General features: G+C 64.4%; 18 protein-coding genes. 9 read left to right on the top strand and 9 right to left on the bottom strand.

What is annotated here, in order from left to right:
* The first annotated feature begins 1 nt into the window (after position 1).
* Genes BLS42_RS14720 through BLS42_RS14710 form a run of 3 tightly spaced genes read left to right on the top strand, consistent with a single transcriptional unit; the run spans position 2 to position 3,994 of the window.
* A complete protein-coding gene (locus BLS42_RS14720) occupies positions 2–1,615 on the top strand; it encodes an ABC transporter permease (protein WP_176803444.1) in 1,614 nt (537 codons plus the stop codon).
* Entirely contained in the window at positions 1,612–2,802 is a 1,191-nt protein-coding gene (locus BLS42_RS14715) for an ABC transporter ATP-binding protein (RefSeq protein WP_256336483.1), read from the top strand. The genes BLS42_RS14720 and BLS42_RS14715 overlap by 4 nt, the downstream gene beginning before the upstream one ends.
* A 52-nt stretch (positions 2,803–2,854) precedes the next feature.
* Positions 2,855–3,994, top strand: a complete 1,140-nt coding sequence (locus BLS42_RS14710) for a M24 family metallopeptidase (RefSeq protein ID WP_090582417.1) — start codon at positions 2,855–2,857, stop codon at positions 3,992–3,994.
* Here the strand turns inward: BLS42_RS14710 and BLS42_RS14705 are convergent, their stop codons facing one another.
* The 3 genes from BLS42_RS14705 to BLS42_RS14695 form a co-directional block, all read right to left on the bottom strand.
* Positions 3,995–4,237: an HIT family protein gene (locus BLS42_RS14705; protein WP_090582415.1), complete on the bottom strand. Its 243-nt coding sequence runs from the start codon at positions 4,235–4,237 to the stop codon at positions 3,995–3,997. It abuts the gene before it with no gap.
* 207 nt (positions 4,238–4,444) lie between these two features.
* Positions 4,445–5,368 carry an NAD-dependent epimerase/dehydratase family protein gene (locus BLS42_RS14700; protein ID WP_371129586.1) on the bottom strand — a complete coding sequence of 308 codons (924 nt, stop codon included), beginning with the start codon at positions 5,366–5,368 and terminating at the stop codon, positions 4,445–4,447.
* Between the two features lie 125 nt (positions 5,369–5,493).
* Positions 5,494–5,949: a DUF6176 family protein gene (locus BLS42_RS14695; protein ID WP_090582413.1), complete on the bottom strand. Its 456-nt coding sequence runs from the start codon at positions 5,947–5,949 to the stop codon at positions 5,494–5,496.
* 226 nt (positions 5,950–6,175) lie between these two features.
* Between BLS42_RS14695 and BLS42_RS14690 the strand changes: the two genes are divergently transcribed.
* On the top strand, positions 6,176–6,739 hold the full coding sequence (locus tag BLS42_RS14690; protein ID WP_090582411.1) for a dihydrofolate reductase family protein: 564 nt from the start codon (positions 6,176–6,178) through the stop codon (positions 6,737–6,739).
* Positions 6,740–7,686: 947 nt separating this feature from the next.
* Here the strand turns inward: BLS42_RS14690 and BLS42_RS14685 are convergent.
* Positions 7,687–8,055, bottom strand: coding sequence for a VOC family protein (locus BLS42_RS14685; protein ID WP_090582409.1), 369 nt, complete (start codon positions 8,053–8,055; stop codon positions 7,687–7,689).
* Positions 8,056–8,256: 201 nt separating this feature from the next.
* On the opposite strand from BLS42_RS14685, the gene BLS42_RS20025 reads away from it, so the two are divergent.
* Complete coding sequence (locus tag BLS42_RS20025; RefSeq protein ID WP_143019207.1) at positions 8,257–8,583, top strand: hypothetical protein; 327 nt, start codon at positions 8,257–8,259, stop codon at positions 8,581–8,583.
* Here BLS42_RS20025 and BLS42_RS20020 read toward each other — a convergent pair.
* On the bottom strand, positions 8,580–9,416 hold the full coding sequence (locus BLS42_RS20020; protein WP_143019206.1) for a hypothetical protein: 837 nt from the start codon (positions 9,414–9,416) through the stop codon (positions 8,580–8,582). The genes BLS42_RS20025 and BLS42_RS20020 overlap by 4 nt on opposite strands.
* Positions 9,413–9,979: an RNA polymerase sigma factor gene (locus BLS42_RS14675; RefSeq protein WP_090582406.1), complete on the bottom strand. Its 567-nt coding sequence runs from the start codon at positions 9,977–9,979 to the stop codon at positions 9,413–9,415. The genes BLS42_RS20020 and BLS42_RS14675 overlap by 4 nt, the downstream gene beginning before the upstream one ends.
* A 221-nt stretch (positions 9,980–10,200) precedes the next feature.
* Here BLS42_RS14675 and BLS42_RS14670 point away from each other — a divergent pair, with 221 nt between their 5' ends.
* Both BLS42_RS14670 and BLS42_RS14665 read left to right on the top strand, forming a co-directional pair.
* On the top strand, positions 10,201–10,404 hold the full coding sequence (locus BLS42_RS14670; protein ID WP_090582403.1) for a tautomerase family protein: 204 nt from the start codon (positions 10,201–10,203) through the stop codon (positions 10,402–10,404).
* Positions 10,405–10,772: 368 nt separating this feature from the next.
* Positions 10,773–11,456, top strand: a complete 684-nt coding sequence (locus tag BLS42_RS14665; RefSeq protein ID WP_143019205.1) for a hypothetical protein — start codon at positions 10,773–10,775, stop codon at positions 11,454–11,456.
* Between the two features lie 636 nt (positions 11,457–12,092).
* Here the strand turns inward: BLS42_RS14665 and BLS42_RS14660 are convergent.
* The 3 genes from BLS42_RS14660 to BLS42_RS14655 all read right to left on the bottom strand — a co-directional run bounded on the left by BLS42_RS14660 (position 12,093) and on the right by BLS42_RS14655 (position 14,884).
* Positions 12,093–12,722, bottom strand: a complete 630-nt coding sequence (locus BLS42_RS14660) for a hypothetical protein (protein WP_143019204.1) — start codon at positions 12,720–12,722, stop codon at positions 12,093–12,095.
* A 751-nt stretch (positions 12,723–13,473) separates the two neighbouring features.
* Complete coding sequence (locus BLS42_RS20290; RefSeq protein WP_176803443.1) at positions 13,474–13,626, bottom strand: hypothetical protein; 153 nt, start codon at positions 13,624–13,626, stop codon at positions 13,474–13,476.
* Positions 13,627–13,969: 343 nt separating this feature from the next.
* Complete coding sequence (locus BLS42_RS14655; protein WP_090582571.1) at positions 13,970–14,884, bottom strand: DUF4192 family protein; 915 nt, start codon at positions 14,882–14,884, stop codon at positions 13,970–13,972.
* An 835-nt stretch (positions 14,885–15,719) separates the two neighbouring features.
* Here BLS42_RS14655 and BLS42_RS14650 point away from each other — a divergent pair.
* Both BLS42_RS14650 and BLS42_RS14645 read left to right on the top strand, forming a co-directional pair.
* Positions 15,720–16,862: a globin domain-containing protein gene (locus tag BLS42_RS14650; protein WP_218122117.1), complete on the top strand. Its 1,143-nt coding sequence runs from the start codon at positions 15,720–15,722 to the stop codon at positions 16,860–16,862.
* Positions 16,849–17,364, top strand: coding sequence for a DivIVA domain-containing protein (locus tag BLS42_RS14645; RefSeq protein WP_090582396.1), 516 nt, complete (start codon positions 16,849–16,851; stop codon positions 17,362–17,364). Before BLS42_RS14650 ends, BLS42_RS14645 begins: the two co-directional genes overlap by 14 nt.
* Positions 17,365–17,503: the final 139 nt, after the last annotated feature.

The raw sequence follows: 17,503 nt of genomic DNA, 5'->3' as shown, positions 1-17,503 counted from the left end.
AGTGACTAGCAAGCTGGCGGTCCCCGGTCCATCGGGCGAGAAGACGACGGACACGACGGACACGACGACGGCGGGCAGGGGCAAACGCCCCCGCCCGCCTTTCGGCGTCTCTGTCGTATCCATCATTGCGGTTCTGATCACCCTGTTTTCCCTGGTGCCCCTGGCCTACGTGGTCTTCATGACGGCCTCCACCGGCTGGGACACCGCCGCCGCCCTGATCATCCGACCGCGCGTGGGCGAACTCCTGCTGAACACCGTGCTGCTGACCGTGGTGACGGTGCCGCTGTGCCTGGTCCTGGGTGTCGGCGGCGCGTGGCTGGTCGAACGCACCAACCTCGTGGGCCGGAAGTGGTGGGCCGTGCTGCTCGCCGCTCCGCTTGCCATCCCCGCCTTCGTCAACAGCTACGCCTGGGTTTCCGCGGTGCCCTCCCTCGGCGGGCTCTGGTCCGGGGTCCTGATCGCCACCCTGTCCTACTTCCCGCTCGTGTACATCCCGGCCGCAGCGACGCTCAGCCGCCTGGACCCGGCGATCGAACAGTCCGCAGCCTCCCTCGGGCTCGGCGCCTGGCGCGCGTTCTTCCGCGTGGTGCTGCCGCAGCTGCGCATCGCCATGACCGGCGGCGGGCTGCTGGTCGCGCTGCACCTGCTGGCCGAATACGGGGCGTTCGCGATGATCCGCTTCGACACCTTCACCACCGCGATCATGGTGCAGTACCAGTCCACGTTCAACGGAACCGCCGGGAACATGCTGGCCAGCGTCCTGGTGTTCCTGTGCCTGATCCTGCTGCTCGTGGAGGTCCGCAGCCGCGGCAGCGCCCGGTACGCCAGGATCGGCTCGGGTGCCCAGGCGCGCGCCCTGCGCCTGCCCCTGCACGCCTACCAGTTCCCCGCCCAGCTGTCCTTGTTCGCCCTCACCGGGCTGGCGTTCGGCCTGCCGCTGACCTTTGTGCTGCGCTGGATCGTCGCCGGCGGCCCGGAAATCTGGGCAGCCGAGGAATTCATGCCGGCCCTCCTGCAGACCCTGGCCTATGGCCTTGCGGCGGCCGTCGTCACCACCGTGGTCGCGTTCCCCATGGCCTATCTGGCCGTGCGGCGTCCCGGCTGGTTCAGTAAGTCCCTGGAGCTGTCCAACTACATCACCAGCTCCATGCCCGGGATTGTGGTGGGCCTGGCCTTCGTGACCGTGAGCATCCGGATGGCGCCCAGCCTGTACCAGACCTCAGCGCTGCTCATCGCGGCCTATGTGCTGTTGTTCCTCCCCCGGGCCCTCGTGAACATCCGCTCGGGGCTGTCCCAGGCACCGAAGGAACTCGACGAGGCCGCCCAGGTGCTCGGCAAGCCGCCGCTGCTGGCCTTCCTGCGCGTGACGCTGCGCCTGACGGCCCCCGCCGCGGCCGGTGGCGCGGCCCTGGTGTTCCTGGGGATTGTCAACGAGCTCACGGCCACCCTGCTGCTCTCGCCCAACGGGACGCGTACACTCGCCACCGAGTTCTGGAGCAAAGCCAGCGAGATCGATTACGCTGGCGCCGCCCCCTACGCGCTGCTGATGATCCTGATCTCGGCGCCCATGACCTACCTCCTCTTCCAGCAGTCCAAGAAAGTAGCCGGACAGTGACCGATGTTTACCCGTCGCGTGAGGCCCCCTCGCGTCTCCCCGAGCCTCGGATCGCGGCTTCCGTGGCCACCAGCACCAACAGCCACCTGGAAATCGACGCGGTCACCAAGAACTTTGGGTCCCAGGCCGTCCTCAAGGGCGTCAACCTCTCCGTCGCCAGGGGCGGAACGACGGCGATCGTGGGACCGTCCGGCTCCGGAAAGACCACGCTCCTGCGCCTGATCGCCGGCTTCGAACACCCTGACACCGGCAGCATCTCGCTGGGCGGCAGCAAGGTGGCGGGAGAGAACGCCTGGGTCCCCGCCCACAAGCGCCACGTCGGCTACGTGGCCCAGGACGGCGCCTTGTTCCCGCACCTGACCGTCGGGCAGAACGTCTCCTTTGGCCTGGACGCCGCCCAGCTCCCCGGAGGGCACCGCGGGGTCAAGGCGCGGGTCGGCGAGCTGCTAGAAATGGTCTCTCTGGACCCGGCAATGGCCAAGCGCCGCCCGCACCAGCTCTCCGGCGGCCAGCAGCAGCGCGTCGCCCTGGCCCGGGCGCTGGCCCGCAAGCCCGCGCTCATGCTGCTGGACGAGCCGTTTTCCGCCCTGGACGCCGGCCTGCGGGTGGCCACTCGCCGCGCCGTGGCCCAGGTCCTGAAGGACGCCGGCGTGACCACAATCCTGGTCACGCATGACCAGGCCGAGGCGCTGTCCTTCGCCGACCAGGTGGCCGTGATGCGCGGCGGCAGGCTGGCCCAGATCGGCAACCCCTTCGTCGTCTACACCCGCCCGGCGGACCGTGCCACCGCCGAATTCCTGGGCGATGCCGTGATCCTGGATGCCTGGATGGAAGGGTCCCTGGCCACGTGCTCGCTCGGCGGAATCCCCGTGCGCCGACCGCCGGCCCAGGGCCGGGTCCAGCTGATGCTGCGGCCCGAGCAGATCCGCATTTCCGAGGACGGCCCCATCCGAGGCACAGTGGTAGACACCGACTACTTCGGCCCTGAGACGACGGTGCGGCTCCAGCTCCCCGTCCCGCCGGTTCTTGCCGCCGGCGCCGTCCCGGACCACCGCTACCCCGGCGGCGGGGAAATCATCACCATCCGGCACTGGAACGCCTCGATCGCCCGCCCCGGCACGGAGCTGCGGCTTCGCGTGGTGGGCGAGGCAGTCGCTTTCCCGGTGGATGAGCAGCCGTCCCAATAGTCCGCTGCTTTAGGGGTTGACCAGGGGTGCCCCGCGCATGAAAATGCGAACCATGAGTGATCATCGCAGCCTTTCCGAGCCCGCTCCGTTCACTGCCGATGACTTCGCCGAGCGGTTGCGGCGAGCAGCCCACGCCGCCCAGGATGCCGGGCTCGACGGCATCCTGGTCACTCCCGGACCGGACCTGCTATACCTCACCGGGTATGCACCCGTGGCCATCACTGAACGCATCACCATGCTCGTGATCCCCGTCGACGCGGAGCCCGCCATGATCGTTCCGAGGCTCGAGAGGCCCGACGCGGAAGCGGCCGCCGGCGCCTCGATTCTGCGGATCACCGACTGGACCGACGGGAGCGACCCCTACACGGAATCTGCGACGCTGATGGCCGGCACCGGACGTTATGCCGTCTCCGACTCGGCCTGGGCCATGCACCTCCTCGGCCTGCAGGATCGACTGCCCAAGTCGTCCTATGTCTCGATGACGACCGCCCTGCCGATGCTTCGGGCGATCAAGGATGACGACGAGATCGAGCGGCTGGCGGCGGCCGGCGCGGCTGCAGGCCAGGCTTACGAGAAGATCGTCACCGTGCGGTTCGCTGGGCGCAGCGAGACCGACGTCGGCTCTGATCTCGCTGTCCTACTTCGCCAATTCGGTCATTCGCAGGTGGACTTCACCGTCGTCGGTTCGGGTCCGAATGGAGCCAACCCTCACCACGAGATCGGCCCGCGGATCATCGAGGACGGAGACATGGTGGTGCTCGACTTCGGCGGCCTCAAACACGGCTACGGATCAGACACGACGCGGACCGTGCACGTCGGCGAACCCACCGCCGAGGAGCGCGAGGTTCACGACGTCGTCAGACTCGCACAGCAGGCCGGGTTCGAGGCCGTGCGGCCAGGCGTCGAGTGCCAGGAGATCGATCGCGTGTCCCGGGCGGTGATCACTGCAGCCGGCTACGGCGACTACTTCATTCACCGCGTCGGGCACGGAATCGGACTGACGACTCACGAGCCGCCGTACATGGTCGAGGGCGAAACCCAGATCCTCCACCCCGGCATGTGCTTCTCGATCGAACCCGGAATCTACCTGCCGGGCAGGTTCGGCGTACGGATCGAGGACATTGTGACGGTCGTTCCCGACGGCGGACGGCGACTCAATCAGACCTCGCACGAGATGAGAATCGTCCACTAGTTAGCCGACGTGGTCCACGGCTTTGGCGAGTCTGTGGCCTATGCGGAACATATGCGCCCCCGTTTCCTGGTCCAGTTCCTCAAGATAGGCGGCGTGGTCTTTGGGAATGACCAAGAGGTGGCCCGGATTTATAGGACTCGTGTCCATAAAAGCGAAGACGCGCTCGTCCTCGAAGACGATGTTCGAGGGCACGCCGCCACTAACTATTTGGCAAAAGAGGCAGTCATTTTTGTCCGTGGGCATCAGGGCATTCTGCCAGTCATGCCGAGCTGTCCCAGATCGGCCGCCGGACACGCCACAGTGTTCCGCAACGAGCGTCCCATGCAGACGCCACAGGATGGTCCTAAGAGGGTCGTCTACGGGACGGTGTTTGGGGAGCCCCATGCTTCTACCTCACCGTGGCCCCACAGGGCCGACCGACTGCAACTTCCCTGTCCGGGTACGGCTTCCTTAGCTGGATTGGGTCTGAACCCATTCCACTTCATCGGCGAGTAGGTCAAGGCCATTCCCGGCCGGTTTGTATCCCAGCTCCTGGGCCGCGGTGGTGTCCAGAGTCATTGGCGTCCGCCACGGGTGTTCCCCTCGCTCCGGCGTGTTCGGGACCAGATCAATTGCCCCGCTCCATGCGAGTTGTGCAGCGATGGCCTGCACTATTTGGAGAGCTGAAGGGGTGTCAGGATCGGCGGCGTTCAGGATGCGTGGCCCGGGGTGCGCCGCGAGAGTCTCGATCAGAGCCGCGACATTGGCGGCTGCGCTGAGATGGTCGACAGTGTCCGGGTCGGCCAGCTCTATGGTCGGCTCCCCGCGGAGCATGTACTCAACGATGCCCTGTGTGCGGGCCTGCCGGGTCCAAGGGCCGTGGACCTTCGAAGGGCGGATCACGGTAACCGGCAGGCCCGAGTCGAGTGCCGCAAGCTCGGCGGCGACCTTACAGGGCGCGTACCCTTCCCGGCTGAAAGGGTTCACATCGTCCCCGGCGGGCGGAAGCGTGGGAGCGTCCTCGCGGATGGGCCCCTCAAACTGGGGAGACTCGTCACCGTTAACATGCCTGCCGGCAGCGTCGGTGTAGACCGCCCGACTCGACACCAGCACCGGGCTGGCCACTAAGGCCATTACCGGAAGGATGGCCCTGACATCTGCGGCCGTATATGCGACAAGGTCGACCAGGAGATCCGCGCCGCCGCCCACAAGCTCATCAATTCCGCTGCTGTCGCTGCGCTCGATCTGGTGGAAGCGTACCCCTGCCTGTAACAGCTCGACAGGCATTCGCGAACTACTGCGGCCGGTCACGTCCACGTTCCACCCCGCTTTGGCGAGCCGCAACGCTGTCATGCCGCCCATGGCTCCCGTTCCCCCTAACAGAACCGCCCGCACTGTCACCCTCCTAAATCTCGAAACACATCCACCGCACTCTAACGTTTGCAGAAGGTGAACATGCCAAGCGGCTTGCGGGCAGCCCATCCATTTTGAGCCCGCGTCGCACGCGGGCGATCCTGATCTCAATCGCGCCCGGTCGCGGCCCAGCGTTTCATTGCTTCGAGGAGATGATTTGGAGTGAGCATGAAGCGAGGTTCGAGTTCCTCCCAGCCCGGCTCTTTCACGCTCCGGCTGTACGCTGCGTGGTCGGCATCGATGGGAATGGACTCGTCGAGCCCACCCGTTTCGTCGCCCGTTAAAGCTAGGTGATAGATCCACGTTGAACCGTCGGCTTCGACGTTTCGGAATGTCGCCTCAAAGACCGCGCGCTCCGCCGAAAGTCCTTGCTGCAGCTCATCCGGTCGCGAATTGAGCATGTTCATCCATTCCTCGAATGCCTGCTCCTTGCCGCTGACGATGCGTGAGCGGCTTAGTTCGAGTCGCATGCCGTGAGGTACTGATAGCGGCATTTGGTGCCCAGGAAAGTTGCGCGGTACCGGAGTGAAAGGGATCTCGAAGTGAGTGTCATGAGAAGTCATGGAAGTATTCCTGCGGCGTTGACCGCACGGAGGCGCCTTTAGCGGGGACGTGTTTCTTTAAAGGATCCTTCACCGGGCAGCTCAGTTGAAACGCTGACCGAAGGCTATGGCATCCAGATCATTGGCAGTTACGGTGGCTCCATGAGGGACAGGACGCTGCTGATCATGTGCGGGACAACGGAGTTCAATGACGCCCTCGACCACTACGAGACGGAAGGCTGGCGCCGTGCGGAAACTGATCTACGGCATGAATCTCACCCTGGACGGCTACATCGCCGCGGCTGGCGACGACATCGGCTGGAGCGGGCCGAGCGACGAACTGTTCCAGTGGTGGCTCGACCAGGAGCGGGCTAGCAGCCTGTCGCTGTACGGCCGCAAGCTCTGGGAGACCATGAGCTCCTACTGGCCGACCGGCGACCAGCAGCCCAACGCCACCCCGGCGGAGATCGAGTTCGCGCGGAACTGGCGGGACACTCCGAAGGTGGTGTTCTCCTCGACGATCGACAAGGTCGACTGGAACACCCGCCTGGTCACCGGTGACGCGATCGCCGAGATCACCCGGCTCAAGGCCGGGGACGGCGGCCCGATGAGCGTCGGCGGCGCAACGCTCGCCGGGGCGGCCATGCGGGCCGGGCTGATCGACGAATATGTGCTCGCCACCTATCCGGTCCTGGTGGGCGGTGGCACTCCGTTCTTCACCTCGCTCGACAGCTGGGTGAACCTGAACCTGGTGGAGACGCGGACGTTTCCCGGCGGCGTGGTCCTGACCAGGTACGAGAGGTGGCGCTGAGCGCGATTGCTCCGCGCGGTCGGGGAAGTACTCCACCACCAGCGGCCCCACGTCGACGGGCAGCAGATAGTCCGGAATGTGCCTGCGCACCGCCCCGGCGACTTCAGCCTTAAACAGAAACGGTTGCGCCACAATATGGCCCACCGACACATCGAAGTCCGCGAACAGCCAACTCACCAACTCCAATTGGGACTCGCAGATCACCAGATCCCGCTCCGAAATGGCGTCGATGATGGTCCCTTGAACGACACCGAATTGTGCGACGCACGCGGGAAAACCGGCCTGTCCGCACACTAGCTCCGCCTCCGCGAGCAGCACCACAAAGTGATGGCCTCTAGTGGAATCACACCAACGGTGCTTTCGTTGACCTACACAGTTACATCTGGGGGTCATATGAAACGTCATCTGGGTTCTTGGAATGTTGGCCAAGTCCTTGCTGTCTCACTCGCGATAATCGCGTCCTTGATTCTCTTACTGGTTCCCATGTACACCCAGGTAAAACTAACGTCGGGTGGGCCAGAGCAGGTTAGCCATCCGACCCTGCTGGAAACAGTAGGGCCGTCTATCTTCGTGCCGTTGCTCATCCCCGTGGCCCTGACCGCGCTACCTCTACTCATACGAGGACGCGCGCGGACTCCGGTATCGGTCGCGACCACCGTCGCTCTTGTTGTCTTCGTAGTCATCGGCTCCGCAAGCATCGGATGGTTCTACATTCCAGCCCTGGCCGCCGCCGTAGCCGCCGTGGTTACCTCGATGGGCAGCCACGCAAGACTCCAAGTTCGCCGTATCTAATCGTCCTAAACCGAGCCACTCTGCTGCCTTGCCCAAGACCTCGGGCCTGATCGCAGGGGCAGGCATTACGCGGCACAGTCATCGACTAGCTGGACCTGCTGTGACGTCCCGATAGCCGATCCGTTGACGGGCGCTCCCGTGGTTTGTCCGAACTTTCAACTGTCGGTACTGGCCTTCTTTCGGGCTCCCAGAACGCAGAACTCGTTGCCTTCTGGATCCTCTAGTACAGTCCACGGCCGCTCGCCTTGACCAACATCGACCCTGCGGGCACCCAGAGCGACCATCCGCTCGACCTCGGCCGCTGGATCGTCCGGCCGAAAATCGAGGTGAAGACGATTCTTTGTTACCTTCGAATCTGCCACCGGCACGAAGACCAACCCTGGCAACCGGTCCGGTGCAGAACGAATTTCGAACTCATCGTCAGCTTCCAAAGTCACGACCCAACCCAAAGCTTTGGCCCACCAAAGTCCAAGCTCAGCCGGTCGTGCCGAATCGACAATTACTTGTTCCCATTCAAGACTCATGCGTTCCACTCTACTGAGCCGGACCCCTGCCCGGTGAAGAATCCCTGCGGTCACCAGGGCGTCCGCTGAACCACCGGCTTACGGGTGGTAAGGCGTCCGGTCCGCCAAGTGCTCCATGACATTGAAGAGCTCCGTCCTTGTCGTGACACGATCTACGGATGAATTCATCACCGCTTCCAGCCATCCGTGCGGAGCAGGGAAGTGCATCTGCGCGCGATGCGGCCCAACTTTGGGCTCGCGCTACGGCGCGGCGGGATCAGCTCCGTCATTCCATCGCTCGAGGACAAGCTACCCGCTATTGAATCAGCGCTTGCCCTGGACGGCGCATTGCTTCTGATGGTGCGTATCAGTGACCGCGCAATGGCGTTCTCGATCGTCGTTCCCCATGTGGACGTCCTGGAAGTGCTATATCTGGCAGTTGATCCAGAAGCTTGGGGAACGGGACGGGCCGACCGGAACGGCGCTACCTCTTGTCCCAATGAAGGATCCTTCCACGGGACATTGCAGAGAACACGCCTGGTTGCTTAGAGGGTCAGGCGGCTCGTTCCCGTGGTGCCGTCTCGGTAGGTAACTTCGACCTCGACGCCATCGCTCGACGCGTTCCGCAGTTCGTCTCCTGGCAGCCAAAGAGCGAAATGTCCCTGGGACACGGTTGCTGTCACGTCCTCGTGAGTTCGGCTCTTATAGATGACTCCGACAATGTCAGAGCCCGCAGTACCCGCGGCCAAGGATATGTCGCCGGCGCTCATGGTGCCGGTACCCAGAGCCGTGGCGGTCAACTCACGTGGTCCGGGTACGGCGTAACCGGCGGGCTTTCCTACCGAGCCTGTCGTGCCCCTACCAAAAAGGCTTACAGAGTCATCGGTAATACACAGCGCCGAGAACCCGTCCTTGCCCGTGAGCACGACAGTGGTCCACACGCCGCGCCGCTCAGCGATCGCCACCTCAGCCGAGTCGACGTCGTCAGCGTACATTCCACCCCCTACGTTCTTTTTGGATGCGCGGCACTCGGCTACCGCACTGGCACGTTCCGTTTCAGTCAGGCCGGTAGGGGTGGAGGTCCAGCTGGCAAATGCCGGATCCCCGCCTGACAGCGACGGCAGGATGATCGTGCCGGCGGTTACTACCGCCACCATTCCTCCGACAACGGCGAACCTGCGGGCGCTCCGTCCGGTTCCTCTAGGCTGACGATCTTTGCCTGCGGCGGTTGTCAGTGCCGGGCGCTGTGATGGCACCGATGATGGGTCCGCGGACAGGATGCGGTGAAGATCGGTGCGGGCCCTTTGGGTATTGGCGGAGCCCCCGTGGTCCGCTGCGTCCAGCGACCGAAGCAGGGTGTCGATGTCTTGATTGCGGGTCATGGCGTGGTTGTCCTTCCAAGAGAGGCAGCGGGTGTGCGGGACGGCTGGGGTAGGTGTTCCAGAAGGAGGCGAAGCGCCCGGCGGGCACGGCTCAATCGCAGACGGAAGGCGACCGGGGAGATGCCGAGGACGGCAGCTGCCTGCGGTGCGTTGAGGTCTTCGAAGACCACGAGGCCCAATGCCTCCTGATGGACCTCAGAGAGTATGCGCCACGCCCTGCCCAGGTCCACGCGATTCACGATTGGGCCAGCGTCTTCGTCCAGATATGTCAGAGCTGCGGCATCTGCGAGGCGAACACCGAGTGCCACGCGACGCTGTTCGCCTCGATGAGTGTTCAACAAAATGTTCCGCGTGATGCCGAAGATCCAGGCTCTCGCGTCCCCATGGCGGCCCGGCAGCTCATCGAGGCGGCGCCACACAACCAAGAACGCGTCGGCAACCACGTCTTCGGCGTGGTCTGGGTGCGCGCGACGTTGAACAAATCTAATGAGATCTGGGTAGACCACTTCATACAACTGTCTGAAGGTGTGCTCCCGGTCAGGAGCTTGCGAAAGGTGCCTCATGCCCTATACCTGTCTGCCACCCGACTAAGTGTGTCGCACGCAGGCAGTTAGTTTCTGGAACCGTCGTCCCGGGCGTTCCGTTTAGGGAACCCTGAACGGGACGGTTTAGCCGCGGGTCCAGTGGCCAAGGTGGCCGTCGCCGGGCGGTTTGCTCACTTCGAGACGTATCAACCCGGTCCGGAATCCAGCCGTTCCTCTGCGGAGGATGCCAGAATCTGTGGATGCCGCTTATTCAGGTTCTCAATGCATCCCCCTCCTCCACTGAAAAGAAGCGTCGGCTTCTGGCTGCGCTAACGGCCACTTACGCTGAGGTCATGGAAATCCGTCCCGACACGATCCGGGTGAACTTGCACGAGCTCCCCCGCGAGAACTGGTCTGTCGCCGGCATCACCCTTGCGGAGTCAGGACAGAACGAATCCGTCTGAACCGGAACGGCGCAATACCGCTGAAAATCCGCTGCCCGGAATCAATTTTGGATCACAGGAGTGACCCGTTCGAGGATCCCTCAGCGTGCCTTCGCGTGATTCAGCAGGCGGGACCGTTGCGCTACATTCGTGGATGTGAAGGGCGGAAGAATGACCGAGATCAACGAACTACTGAGGGCACTCTGCCTTTAGGCCTCTCTTGTTCCACGGCGATCATCAGGCGATTGGTTCTTTGGGAGGCTACGGGTAGGAGGATCCCTGCGGTGATCCGATAGTGTCAGCCGTGGCGGGATTCAAGGCGATTCCCGATAGGGATGAACGGAGGCACGCCTTTGGCTGCGAGGGGAACGATCAGGGCGCTTTGCGTAATGACTTTGTTAGCAGCAACCGTCGCAGGATGCTCATCGACCAACGCGTCGCCCACCATATCGGCGACGTCGACTTCCAATGACCTGGCGCAGGAACCGGCTGCTTGGAGCGCCGCAGGGATACCCCCAGACCTCGCAGGCAGGGCAACCGCCCTTCAAATCCGCTCGGGCCTGAGCCTAAACGCTCTGGGGGCATCGTTCGTGGACCGGCTCGGGCGGTGGGGCATGGCAGGGGCCGATGCCTCGGCGGCCGATGAGGCCCGCGCCCGCAGTCTCACACCCGGGGATTACGCAACACTCGCTTCCGGCTTACAGATTCAGGCCTACGGCATTGCGCTCTGCGGACCTCAATGGTTCACCACAACCAAGGTGCAACCCTTCTTCGTTGCCGAAAAAGCCGTCAACCAGTCCAGCATCAGGGCCGGTATCGCCATGGCGAACGAGTCCGCCCCATTCCAACGGACGATGACGCTGGACACCGCGGCACAGGTCAGCGGCGACACGACTGAAGGCAGCGCAGTCATCACCGGAACAGCCCATGACAACCTGGCGGCCAACCCGAAGGGCTCCACACTTGGAGTGTCATCCGACAACGGCAGGAAGATGAGCTTCACAGTCAGCTTCCATAGCGCGAACGGCGGTCTCGTTTTCGATGACATACGTGAAACGCCCCCGGTTAGCTGACGGCTCACCTCGATAGCAGGCCAGGCAGTAGGCGTCCGCTTCCCGCAGCGAGTTCAGTAGACGGGCGACGCCAGGCAGAGGGGAATGACCTCAGTTTTGTTGACTCCTGCACCCATGGCACTGGGCGACCGCAGGGTCCGGTAAAGGAACCCGAACCGGACGGTGCTGATTATGGCGACCCTCTCTGCAGTCGGTCAGAGCGTGGCACCCCAGAAAGCCCGTAAGTCGTCGCCGACGCCGTACTCTCGTGGATGCTGTATCTGAAGGGCGTTGTTCGGTCGGCGATCGGCCGATGGGCGCCGCGGCGGGTCGGCGATGCGTTTACGGCGACTGCGAGCCAAGTCCCGTGGTGCTCCCTCGCGCGCGTACACCGCGGCAAGTGCGCACGCTCTTGCGATCATCATGCTTCCGCCAGACGGCAGATTTGGACCGTGGTAGAGCAACCACTCCGCCACGGAGCACACTCGCACGAGTTCTTCGTCCGAGCACGTCAGGATCCACTGGGCAGTCTCGCCTTCGCCATACTCATGCAAGGCCCGGGACATGGACTCGACAGGGGCGTTCAACATGGGGCAACTGTATCGAGACGATACGTCGAACCAGCAGGCAACGGCTGCGCGGCCGTAAGCGGATCCTTCAACGGACGTTCCATGAATTGACGCCTGGGCGTCCGTGCATCAGTCGGTCGATAGCGTCCCCAGCCGTTCCTCTCCCGGGGTAGAGAATGATGGGTGATACGAGTGTGGGGTTGGAATCGAACTCGAAGACTACCGATTCGACCTGGCGCGACCCGACGGACGCCCGGACCAGGCACGGCTCCACGGACCGGAGGCTGGACCAGGGAATCGCTCCGAGCTCGATGAACTTGCGTCCTCCGCGCCAGAAACTCAGCCCTTCGGCGTTGGCTACGACGTCCACGCCGTAGCCAAGGCGGTTAGCGCCTTTCAGCAGGGCCTTCGAACTCACGAACCGGGACAACAGGGCGCTGTTCCACATCATCCTGGCGATCGCGGCACCGGGGTTGCGTTCCTCTACCAGGCTGTAACGGCGACGCTGGTTCTGCCGGGCTACCAGCACCCCGACGCTCCCGATCAAGCCGCAGACGATCAGGCCCAGAACCAAGCTGAAAACTGCGAGGCCTGCGCTGTCCAGAGAACGTATTCCGAGAACGAGCGCAGCCAGTCCACCCGCGAAGACGATCGAGTGGACGACGACAAGCCCGACCACTGGATTAGCCAACCCACGAGGGGCGCGCAGCAATTTCATGGTCGGACAGTATCAGTTCGAAGAGCAACGCCGATTCGCAAGCTGAGGGTAGACCCGCATATATGACTCGATGCCCCATGCGCCGCTCGCGCACTGCCGTCGGTCCGATTCGGGGGCAAGACATCCTCGCCGGGATGCCTTCTCATTTCCGGTCACTCGCTCCGATCGTAAGAGTACTAGCCGTTGATGAAAACCCGATCGGGTACTCATCCGGCTTCCAGACCCCGCCCGCAAGCCGGTCCCTCACCGGCCAGCTCGCCACTTTCATGACTTCCTTCGAGGAAGCCGTAATGCAGGGGCCCTCTGATTCCCATATGACCCGCCCGCAAAACTGCCCGGTGAAGGTGCCCTAAACGCTACACTCCACGTTGTCTCACAACCCTAGGGATACGAGGCGTCTCGTCGATCCGGCGACCGCTGCGGCGGTAGTTCTCTAGTTTTCGCGGAACGGTGGGGGTAAGGCCGCGGCCGGCGATTCCAGTAACTATGTCTCGAAACCTTCTGGGTGAATCGCTGTGTTCACCGTCCGGCGTTGCCTTCGGTGCGCTGGTCGTGGTCGGCGTTGATCTGGCCATCGGACGGGCAGCGGCGGGCGATCTGTTTATTGCGGGGTTGAACGGGGCGATGGCCGCGGTCTTTTGGCTGTGGCGGTCACGGGGGGCGTTGAGGCGAAAGAGCCGGCACAATGTGCCGGCTCTTTCAGTTTCCCTCGGAAAAGGAAACCTGGGGTGCAGCCTTGATGCTGCAGGGGTTACGGCTCGTCGAGCCGGTGGTCTTTCACGGGATAGTCCACCGAGCCGGTGTGCCGGCCTGCGGTCAGCAGGCTCAGCTCGAGGACGTCTTCGAGCTGGCTGGCGCCCGGGGCGACGGTGTCTTCCTCGGTTATGCGGATCTCATCGGCCACAGCTGGGGTTCCTTGCCTGGGGGTGTGGGACGGCATTGTCCTTTCACCCTAGTGGGACTTCCTGCGCGTTCGCCGGTGTTGGGGCTTGGCCCGCGCGAGCGTTACCGGCGGCCGGCGGAGATGTTCCTCTAGGCAAGCCTCGTTAGAAGCTTGCAGAAAAGATCTCATATGCGGGAATCGCTTTTGGACATGGTTTCGATAGTTATCAGGGTGGTTGTTCGCTGTGCCTGCGGTTCTCGCTGGCCGGCGGAGCGCCAGCGGGGGGAGGCCGCCGCGCACCCGGAGCGCAATCCCGACTGGTAGGCCGGACCCTTCGCGTGGGGCCCGGCCTCCGCCTGTTCGGTTAGCTGTTTTTGGTGCGTGCGTAGGACTTTTCCGGGTTCCGGGCGCAGTCAGCGACCACTCCGCGGTTCACCAGTTCGGCCAGCAGCACGGCGAGGCGGTAGTCGGTGACGTCGTCCAGTGCCAGCTTGAGGTACCGGGCGGCGAAGCTGGACTTGCCTTTGAGCCATTCCAGCCAGCCGATCAGGCACAGCATCGGGGCCCGTTGCCCTTCGGGGGTTGCCTTCATCAGTTCGAAGGCGACTTCCTGGGCGGTGTCCACGCGTGCCCAGTCGGGGCGGGCGGGGAACACTCCGAGCATGACGGACGTAAATTGATCCGGTGCACTGGTGATGACGTCAGTCATCAGATAGTCCCGGGTGGCGGGGTGCTGGAATGCTCCGGCCAGTTCCTGTGCCGTCCGGGCGGTCAGGGTGGCGGGGCTCTCCAGAACCAGTGCCCACTGGAATCGGCTGCTCTCCAGTGCTTCGGGCCATCCATCGGGGCGGAGGGCCGCGATGCTTTCGCGGGTTCGGCTGTCCCCGGCGAACGGTGCCGGTTCGGTGAATCCGGTGATGTTGCTTCCGGCGTAGATCAGAGCGGCGTTTCCGGTGCTGGTGGTGATCGCGTGCAGCAACCCCTCGGAGCAGCACAGCGGGTTGGTGCAGAGGTAGTTGATCCAGACGTCGGAGGTGACCATCCACGCGTCCCGCAACGGCATCCCTGCGGTCTCCAGTTCGTTGCGGAGCGCGGCGACGTGCCCGGAGCAGGGGCGCGGGTTGTCGGAGCTGTTTTCGTCGGTGTAGATCACGAGGGCGCTGCCGGTGACCGCTTCGTCGGGGGCCCGGTAGCTGACCGGCGTCCGGGCGTAGGCCAGCGGGTCGGTGCCGAACGGGGCGTCTATGCGGAGCGTGGCACCGAGCCGGTTTGCCTGCATGGTCAGCACGTGAGGGTCTTGCTAACACTCTTCACAAGAAGCGAACATCCTTTGGTCGCGTGAAGGCTGGCCGGCGCCTCTTGGGGGGGCAGGCGCCGGCCAGCACTTACAGTGGAAGGCCGGCCGGATTCGTGGTGGGGGTCCAAGCTCCGCGGCGCTTACAACGCAGTAATCGCTGGGGACCCCCGAAAGGTTACGCACCAATCGGAAGTTCTTTTTTCTTCCTTCGGCAGCCCTCCCTGCATGTGTGGGATAAACGCGAGAATGTCGTCGGCGGCGGTGAACTTGACGGAGTCGTTCATGGTTGTGTGTCCTTTTGCGAGGATGTGGCGGGCGGGGAGCGGTCGGTGACGGGCCAGCTTTCCCTCTCCCCCGTTGTTTTTTTGCTGCTGGCGAAGCTTGCGGAGCTATGCCCGACGGAGGCCTCTGCGCAGGAAAAATGCGACGAAGGAGCGCCGGAGCCGATTGTGCGTCGGACTGGCCCGAGGCCCTGTGGAAGAACACTCCGGCGGTGATCGCCTCGAAGCAGGCGTCCTGCTCCGAGGCTGTCAGATGCCATGAATTGCGGGGTGTCACCGGGCTGAATGCGGGTTTTCGGGACAGGCCGATCCGTTGCGAAAGCCGCGGCAGGAGCCTGGAGCGGGGCCTGACCAGCCCTTTCAAGATGCAGCGAGGCAGGCTGCGGCGTGAGCGCCGAAGCGGGTTGGACCAGTACATATGCCATGGGGTAAGTTTGCCGGGGCATTGGGGGGCCCGCTCCGCCGGAACCGGCGGAGGACGACCCCGACAGAAGGGCCTTTCGATGGATGCCGGTGGGCTGAAAAGGACTTGGTCCATGGCGGCCGCGCTCGGGGACGAAGTCCCCCTGTACTTCTACTCGCACTTATTCCTGTCCCACCCGGAGCTACGCGAAATGTTCCCGGTCTCGATGGCAGGCCAGCGGGACAAGCTCTTCGCCGCCCTCGGGCACATTGTGAGCCACGCGGATCAGATTGGCGAGGTGGCCGGGTTCATCGGCCAACTCGGCCGCGACCACCGCCGCTTCTCCGTAACGCCGGAGCAGTACTCGATGGTGGGGGCTTCCTTCCTGGCGACACTGCAGAAGTACCTCGGTCCGGAATGGACCGACGAGGTGGCGCAGTCGTGGGCCGAGGCGTACGGACTGATCGCCAAGGTCATGGTCATGGCCGCCGAGGAGGCCTCGGATACCACTCCGCCGTGGTGGGAAGGCGAGGTCACCGCCGTCGAGCGCCGCAGCCTGGATGTCACGGTCCTGGAAGTCCGCGTCGCGGACGGCTTCACATACTCGCCCGGCCAGTCGGCCTCGGTGGAGGTTCCCGCACTCCCCCGGACCTGGCGCTACCTGAGTCCTGCCAACGCCCCCCGCGCCGACGGCACAATCGAACTGCACGTCCAGCTGATCCCCGGCGGCCTCTTCAGCACCGCCGCCGTCCGCCGGACCAAAGTGGGCGATACGGTGCGCATCGGCGCCCCTGTAGGGGACCAGCTCGCCCTCGAGAGTTCGCGGGACCTGCTCATGGTTGCCGGCGGGACCGGGCTCGCCCCGATGGCCGCGATCGTCGACGCCGTCCGGCAGCAATGGGGCGAGCGCGGCAGCGGGCCGCGAGTGGACCTTTACCACGGGGCACGGGTTCCGTGGAACCTCTACGACCAGCAGCGGCTCGCGGAGCTCGCCTCGAGAGAGCCGTGGTTCAGCTACCACCCGGTCGTCTCCGACGACGCGACCTTCCCCGGCGCCCAAGGCTACGTGGGCACCGTGGCCGCTGCACACCCCGAGGCACACCGCCGCCTGGCCCTCGTGGCCGGATCAACGGCGATGGTGGGACACACCATCAGCGAACTCGTCGCGGCGGGCACGCCGCGCGCCGACATACGGTACGAAGACTACGCAGGCGTCGAGGACAACTCCTCGGCCACCGGCGCAGACCAGGAAGAGGTATTCCATGAGCACAGCTAGCCCAGAAGGCCGCATCAGCCCTTCCGACGTCCGCAACGCCTCGTTCGAGGTGGTGGGACGCGGGTACGACCAGCAAGCCGTCCACGAGTTCCTTCGCACTGTCGCGGAGCAACTCGAGGCGGACCAGCACCAGCCCGGCGCGGCAAGCCCCGCAGCCAAGGACGAGATGGTCAAGGTCATCACGCAGGCGCAGATCCTCGCGGAGAAGTTCGTCGCCGAGGCCGAGCAGTACTCGAAGGACCTCGTAGCCAGCGCCCGCACCCAGTACAGCGAGATCCTGCGCCGCGCCGAGGACTCCGTGGCCACGCGGCAGGCCGTTCCGGTGCCGGCCGCCACCGCGGCCGGTTACACCGACACCATTCAGGAGATCGAGTATGTCCGCACCTACACCAAGGTGGCCCAGGTCCAGCTGCGCGCCGTGATCGACGCCCTGGCCGAGCAGGTGGACCGGCTCGGCGACCTCCCCGCGGCCCGCGCCGACCAGAGCAACGGCAACGGCTAGCAGCAAGCCCTTCGCCCCGGCGTGCCCCGCCTCCACGGGCTGCGCGCCGGAGGCTAGTGCTCAGCTGACGCGCCGTCAGTCACCGATCTTCACCGACTTCCCGCTCTCGGCCCCGTGACAGCGATGCTCCGCAACGGCT

It is taken from the genome of Arthrobacter sp. ov407 (assembly GCF_900102895.1).
GTDB lineage: Bacteria > Actinomycetota > Actinomycetes > Actinomycetales > Micrococcaceae > Arthrobacter.
This window is presented reverse-complemented; position numbering and strand designations above follow the sequence as displayed.